Annotated in this window: 1 protein-coding gene; it reads left to right on the top strand. The window is 70.9% G+C overall.

Going from position 1 to position 333, the window contains the following annotated elements; translation table 11 throughout:
* Positions 1-138: 138 nt before the first annotated feature.
* Positions 139-333: hypothetical protein (locus FXF52_RS42780; protein WP_222870979.1), on the top strand; the 195-nt coding region annotated here is incomplete at its 3' end.

Raw genomic sequence — 333 nt, 5'->3', positions numbered from 1 at the left:
GCGCGGATGCTGCTGTTGGCCGCGTGTGACCGGCAGCAGGCCACCATTGAACGCAGCGACACCGACCCTGCGAGGGTGTTGCTGCGGTTGCAGTTGCCCTCACGTCCGGATCCGCGAGCCTATGCGGATTGGACGTGGGTGGCCTGTCCGATCGTCCTGCCGCCCACGGTCCCCGCGGGCGCGGTGCTGCACCTGCCCACCCTCCGGGTCGCCGGCCGGCAGGTACGCGCCGATCTCGCGTACACGCACGCTGTGCCGAAGGCTCGGCGGACCGGTCACTCGGTGGCGCTGGGTGTGGACTGGGGGCTGAACACCCTGTTGTCCGCTGGAGCC

It is taken from the genome of Micromonospora sp. MP36 (assembly GCF_008119785.1).
In the GTDB taxonomy this organism is placed as follows: Bacteria; Actinomycetota; Actinomycetes; order Mycobacteriales; family Micromonosporaceae; genus Micromonospora.
This window is presented reverse-complemented; position numbering and strand designations above follow the sequence as displayed.